The sequence below is a fragment of the Vibrio sp. YT-15 genome (assembly GCF_033337445.1).
GTDB lineage: Bacteria > Pseudomonadota > Gammaproteobacteria > Enterobacterales > Vibrionaceae > Vibrio > Vibrio alginolyticus.
The window spans coordinates 1-5,470 of the sequence record NZ_JAWOQR010000036.1 but is presented as its reverse complement, the minus strand read 5'-3'; the positions used below and the strand labels follow the sequence as shown (position 1 = coordinate 5,470).

Below are 5,470 nucleotides of genomic sequence, written 5' to 3'. Positions count from 1 at the left end.
CACCGAAAAGTTTCGTACTTTATTGTCATAGTTCTAATCTTTATTGTTCGAGTTTCAAACTTTGTTGTCCACCGACACTGGTGAAGTGGTCATAGCTGAAAAAATAGATCGCATTAGTCGCCTGCCTTTACCGGAAGCTGAAAAGCTGATTGATTCAATTCGTGTCAAAGGCGCAATGCTTTCTGTCCCTGGCGTTGTAGACCTCACAGAATTAGTTTCTGGCGCCAGTGGTGTTACCAAAGTTGTATTGGAGTCAGTCCAGGAACTATTACTAAAATTGGCTTTGCAAATGGCTAGGGATGATTACGAGGACCGACGAGAGAAGCAAAAGCAAGGTATTGAGCTTGCAAAGAAAAAAGGTAAGTACCAGGGAAGAAAGGCTAATCACAAACAACATGAACTTATCCTTTCTTTACGTCCAAATCACACTATTGAGGAAACTGCTCGGCTTGCTGGGTGTAGTACAAGCCAGGTTAAGCGTATATGGGCTGAGTACAAAAAAAAACTTGAAAAAAGGGCCACTATCTAGCGGCCTTTTTCTTTTGCTGCAACCAACTCTTTAATGTCGGAGGACATTAAAGTTTGAAACTTTTCTATTTCCGAAGTGCGTTACTATCGTGGCTAAAAGAACCCAATACTGACAATAAAGATCGACACTTAGATTCAATCAATGTGGCTATCCAACGAAAGTGTGACAACAAAGTTTGAAACTCGCTTTTGGACAGAAATGAGTTAGAGCCGACCAACGGCTCTGTGCCATTTGCGGACGTTGTTAACGCCTAGGTCACATGCTGCGCAAACTAAGGCACGAAGAGTTTGCTAAACTGCCGAAGGCAGAGCAAACCGAGTGACGTGTTAGCAGTCATGTGCACCGACTTGTTAGATTTCATTTAAAGAGTTAATGCCCTGTTCATGTAGTTTATTTAAACCATCTTTCATTGCTTTAACTTGCTCTATTGAATGACCCTGCCAGCTTGATACTTCACCTACAACTTTAAATGAATGGATTGAACGATATGACATAGTTGGATTCCCTGGGAACTTTCTATCCGTTAGGTCAGGATCATTTTCAATTGGACCTGTTGGCTCAACCAAATAAATTCTTTCGCGACCATTACCTAGGGCAAGCTCTGCTCCCCAAATGGCAGCATCTAGTGTAGCTGTCAAAAATATATACTTAGCCTTATTATTTTGTCCAAAATTTGAATTAAACCCTGTTTCTATAAGATCTCCCAATTTAAGATCTGCTTTGGTTCCATGAAAAAACGTTTGAGAAAAAGGTTTTGCATTTTTTTGGGCATTCTCAGTCATATCTTTTTTCCTAGTTATGGTTTTTATACTAAATATTGCGAAATTATAGCTAACATGAAATCTAACGTTTTAGTATTTATTTACACATGAGTGTAAATAAATCATTTGTTGAACGGACGGCGACTTGTGAATCACTGTATTGGAATCATTTATGCTAATGGAATTTGCTTTTTTAAGCCTGAGGATGATTGATGACGTTATCCGATTTATCTTCATCATTGCATTCCATTGTCACTGTCGTTCAGTCGATTAATGGTCTTAATTTACGTTACTTTTCTGGTTAATTGCAAGTGTATTTTTTACACACGCAAGCGCCAGTCTATCAGGCGGCATTCAGTCTAATATTTGCGTAAATGGTTTGACGTCATCATTGTTTAACTTGAATCCAATCCTCTTATCTGTTGCGTTAAGGGGAGCACGATAGCGACGAATATCAATTGCCCTTGATGGCAGTGCGAGCAAACCCAATGCAGTTTGGTTTCCACGTTATCCATGGCGATTTTATCGGTTAAATCACGGCACTGTGCTCGAATGAGGGGGATGCGCTTGTTACGACAAGCATTGGCTAAAAAGCCATAATGGCGAATACGCATAAAGCCTTTAGGCAGGACATGTTGTAAATAGCGCCGAATGAACTCATCCATACTTAAGGTCATGAATTTGGTTTTATTGTTGTCACGATAATCCTTGTAACGAAAGCGCACACGACTGGCGTTATAGTTCACTAATCGTGATTCAGATAAGGCACCTTTGCGGGTATAACGTGCAAGATAGTGCAAGAGTTGATGTGGGTAGACACAGGCTTTGCTGTACACGCACCAAGTGGCGGGTAATGACGGTAGCGCTATGGATTGTGCCTTGAGTGCCGCTATCATTTTACCTCGAAACACAGTGGATAAAGCCTTAACAGGATAGAGATAACCTTTAGTGATAGGTTGCCACTGCGATTGTCGATTGAGGCTACCTGCGGGGATTAAACAATGCACATGAATATGTTGGCTGAGGTTTTGCCCCCAAGTATGCAACACACAAGTCATGCCGAGTTGACCCTGATGACGATGGGCAGCGAATGTCATGAGTGTTTGCCAAAGGCTCTTAAATAAACAGTGATAAAGCACGTTAGGTGCATAGTGTGCGATTAGGTTAAGTTCATGCGGTAAGGTAAACACTAAGTGAAAGTAAGGGCAAGGTAGCAGTGACATCGCTTGTTTGGCAATCCAAGCTTGCGTGGCTTGTCCTTGGCAGCGAGGACAATGCCGGTCTCTGCAACTACAACTAAATTGCTCCTCATGACCACACTGGTCACAACGCCACTGTTGATAACCGAGTTGTCCTGTTCTACACGCCAAGATATGTGCACACACTTGATATTGTTGACGGGTTAATCGGTGCTGTTGTTGGTAATGCGGTAATCCTTGGCTGAGAATATCCGCCAGATGAAGCGGTGGCATGCGTTACTGCAAGTTGGCTAGTAAATCAACGCCCCCATGCCCAAGCTCTGGCAACCAATGCAGATAGCACTCGGTCGTTTTAATGCTGCGATGCCCAAGCTGGTGCTGTAATTGATGCAACGGCATCCCTGCCTCTAATTGATGCGTGGCATAGGCATGGCGTAACTGATGCGCGTTCACTTTATCCTTAAGCCCAAGCTGTGCGGCGATTTTTTTCAGTGCCTTCGTATAGGTGGAGCTACTGAGAGGTTGGGAGGCTAACCAGCGAGAATAGAACAGCCACTCTTTGGGGTGATAGGCTTGCCAGTACACGTGGAGTTGATGCAATACCGTCTCAGGAATCACCACATAACGAGACTGGTTGCCCTTGCCGTGTTCAATAAAGGCCGTTTTACGTTGCCCATCAATCTGTGCCACTTTGAGGTGGGTTAATTCATTTAAGCGTAATCCACAGCCATAACTGAGCATTATCATGGTTTTTAAACGTAAATCTTGGCAATGGTGAATCAGTAAGTGGATATCTTGTCGGCTTAAATATTGGGGTGGCTTATGCCGTTGCTTGGGTAAAGTGATGGCTAATTGCAACGGCCGGTGGAGTATGTGTTTGAATAAGAAGAGGACACTATTAATTTGCACCAATTGGCTCGCTCGGGTTAATCGGCGCACCTCAGGCTCATTAAAATAGTGATTCAATTCCGCATCCGTGACTTGCGCTAAGGATTTACTGAAATAGTTCTCAATGCGCTGTAAGCAACCACAGTAGGTCTCGCGAGTTCGTTGTGAATAGCCCATGAGTTCAATTTCAGTGGCGACTTGTTCAATGAGAGAGTTCATTGTTACCTCCAGATTAATGGGTTAAATCTCAAGGTAAGTGTGGTCGTTGATTGGGATGTTTGCGACTCCGCGCAGCGGCTTAGTTCAACAATTTAATAGTGTGCAAATCGCGCATATTTCTACCACGTAATAGCTCACTTTTCTGGTTCATACGTTTTTATCAAATTAGCTAACCTTTTGCTAGCTATGAAAATATTTGAAAGTTAATGACGTGGTCTAAGGACAAAAATGCGCAAATTGCTCATTTACCTGAATATGGGGGAAGTTTGTTGATTTTGGATATAAAAACGGTATCAGCTGAACATTTTTCACCGTCCGCTGATCGCTCATTTGCGACGCTCGACTAGACTTGTTTTGGGGCATAAATGTGTTGACTCGTTTTTTTGTAAGAGCCTCTTGCAAAATTGGGCAGTGGGATTTGTCCAGCAGCCTGTTGGTCAATTGCGAAACAATTTGCTTCACAAATGAGCTGTCCTGAATTTAGTCAACAGCCTGTTGACCAAATTATTCTTATGAAGGTTTACTGCGTTCTAAACACGTTTAGGAGCAGAAATGAGCCGTTTAAGTAACCTCAAGCCAAAGCTTAATGTAATGAGAATAAGGAAAACGACTATGAACATAAATATTGGCTTGTAGAAATTAAACGGTTCTTCAGTACGGAAAAAGTACTGATAGATACTATCTCCAGCAGCAATGCCTAATGCGATATAGCACTTATCGGCAACTTCCTTTGTCATATATCCTCCTTCGCATATAACGCATTTTATACGGCTTTTCATAGTCCTATCATGCAGCCTTTTCAATCACAGTTCAATTAATAATCAATAGTTTAATGAGATGTTATCGGTATTAGATTGCAAAATGACGTATGATTTTTAAAAAGCTTACTTCGACACTTCCTCGAATAACTACAAGTAAGGCAAACGTACAATCACAAATTGTGAGTAGACTTTCGCGCAGAGAAGGAATGGGGCAAAATCGTCTCAGAGAAGAAGGCAAACTACGACAAATGGCACCGAAAAGTTTCGTACTTTATTGTCATAGTTCTAATCTTTATTGTTCGAGTTTCAAACTTTGTTGTCCACCGACATCAATTACTTTTATTAAGGTTTGATAAACTGGTATTGCTCACCTTGAGTGAAGATTGAGGGAACAATAATTGAATTGTCAAAGTAGGTTTTACTATTCCAAGATGTGTTCGGAAAGCTTGGGACGTAAATATAGAACCCATCCGGTAGTTGAGCTGAATACTCTTTGTAGAACTCCACGGTGTTTACTGGACTCACTTCTACTGAGTAAACGAATGGCATTGGCGGGTTTACGATAACCTTATTCCAGTTAACACCCGAATCCTCAATAATACCGTAGGTTAACTGAACCTCATTGCTGCCATCTATTGATGTTGCGGCTTCAGCTATAGAGTCGCCTTTTAGCTCACTTTCTTTTCGGTTAACTAGGCTAAAGGGAATCGACTTACCTGACTTTTCAACCCAAAATGCATCATAAGCACTTTCAGGCTTTGGTGATATTTGCTTCACCTGACCATATCGTGAAAGTACCTTGTTTGCTGCTTGTTCCATGCTGGTAACTATGAACTTTTCAGCCTCTACATTACTAGCATATTTGCTCTTAGGCAGCTCTACAAACAGCCTAATTTGATTACTTGGCGCGTGACCTGATTGTGCAAGGTTTGCTACCGCGCCTCCTGCCACGCTGATTACTCCGGTCAAGTCACCAGTTACAATACTTAGCAAGCCCGTACCTACCGACACATTACCGCCGCGATACTCGCGCAAATGTCGGAGGACATTAAAGTTTGAAACTTTTCTATTTCCGAAGTGCGTTACTATCGTGGCTAAAAGAACCCAATACTG

General features: G+C 42.0%; 5 protein-coding genes and 1 pseudogene. 1 reads left to right on the top strand and 5 read right to left on the bottom strand.

What is annotated here, in order from left to right; translation table 11 throughout:
* Positions 1–79: 79 nt before the first annotated feature.
* Positions 80–529, top strand: a pseudogene (locus tag R7D93_RS24990) (resolvase); the annotation flags it as partial.
* Between the two features lie 350 nt (positions 530–879).
* Here the strand turns inward: R7D93_RS24990 and arr are convergent.
* From arr to R7D93_RS24965, 5 genes are all read right to left on the bottom strand, one after another.
* Positions 880–1,311 carry an NAD(+)--rifampin ADP-ribosyltransferase gene (arr, locus tag R7D93_RS24985; protein WP_077202317.1) on the bottom strand — a complete coding sequence of 144 codons (432 nt, stop codon included), beginning with the start codon at positions 1,309–1,311 and terminating at the stop codon, positions 880–882.
* A gap of 374 nt (positions 1,312–1,685) precedes the next feature.
* A complete protein-coding gene (locus R7D93_RS24980) occupies positions 1,686–2,762 on the bottom strand; it encodes an IS91 family transposase (RefSeq protein ID WP_077202318.1) in 1,077 nt (358 codons plus the stop codon).
* A 3-nt stretch (positions 2,763–2,765) separates the two neighbouring features.
* Positions 2,766–3,596: a tyrosine-type recombinase/integrase gene (locus R7D93_RS24975; RefSeq protein ID WP_077202319.1), complete on the bottom strand. Its 831-nt coding sequence runs from the start codon at positions 3,594–3,596 to the stop codon at positions 2,766–2,768.
* A 530-nt stretch (positions 3,597–4,126) separates the two neighbouring features.
* Positions 4,127–4,333, bottom strand: coding sequence for a hypothetical protein (locus tag R7D93_RS24970; RefSeq protein WP_077202320.1), 207 nt, complete (start codon positions 4,331–4,333; stop codon positions 4,127–4,129).
* Positions 4,334–4,699: 366 nt separating this feature from the next.
* Positions 4,700–5,470: hypothetical protein (locus R7D93_RS24965; RefSeq protein ID WP_318129537.1), on the bottom strand; the 771-nt coding region annotated here is incomplete at its 5' end.